Raw genomic sequence first — 825 nt, 5'->3', positions numbered from 1 at the left:
CTCCATCTGACCATAACATAATATGGTATAGGAAACCCCACAAATAATCTGTACTACACGCAAGCATTTACTGTCCATTATTCCGTCACTTTTAAAATTTACCAGATTTCAGAAGAGGAATAATCTTCGTAAAATGCTTGTCAATATTTCAATGATTCCCAAAGGCGGAACGCTCTCCGCTGCGGAATCGATGCAAAGGTAAGGAGGAAAAATGAAATAGCAAGAGATTTAAAGAAAAAATTTTGAGTTCTTATCCGAAAGTAGGGGATTCAGGGACGAAACCCCAAGGTTTGGAGGATGAAATCCTATTTAAATAAAAAAGCGCGAAGAACAAATCCCCGCGCCCACATATTTATAATAACTTAATCTCATCTTCGGTAAGCCCCGAGCAGATGGCTATTGTCTGGATAGGTAAACCTTGTTGTTTCATTTGTTTAGCCACACGCCGTTTCTCTTCTTGGATTCCTTTATCCACACCTTCCTCGAAACCTTTCTTTTCGCCTTTTTCGACGGCAAAATCGTATATGTTCTTGCTATCCCGGTAGATTTTCAGGGCATACCTGTATTGGTCCAACTCTTCAGGCGTATAATTTGCCAACCGACCCGCCTGAAGAAGCTTCGTGAATTTCGAATCCTTCGTGAAAGGAAAGTATACTGCATTTACATCCATATCTTCCATATTTTTTATCAAGTATATCCATAACTCACTGTCGTCTACGCATTCCATGGCGGATTTGTTGAACTTCGGAAGTTCGATGAAGATGTCTCGCATCTTCGGGTTGTAGATTTCGCCGGAATCCAAATCCGTTATCCCTACGTCCGTCC

Annotated in this window: 1 protein-coding gene; it reads right to left on the bottom strand. The window is 41.1% G+C overall.

The features are described 5' to 3' along the window. Positions 1-352 precede the first annotated feature (352 nt). Positions 353-825, bottom strand: a 473-nt coding sequence (locus tag B5F77_RS15440) for a PD-(D/E)XK nuclease family transposase (protein WP_204244993.1), incomplete at its 5' end; no start/stop codon positions are given.

It is taken from the genome of Parabacteroides sp. An277 (genome assembly GCF_002159645.1).
GTDB lineage: Bacteria > Bacteroidota > Bacteroidia > Bacteroidales > Tannerellaceae > Parabacteroides.
This window is presented reverse-complemented; position numbering and strand designations above follow the sequence as displayed.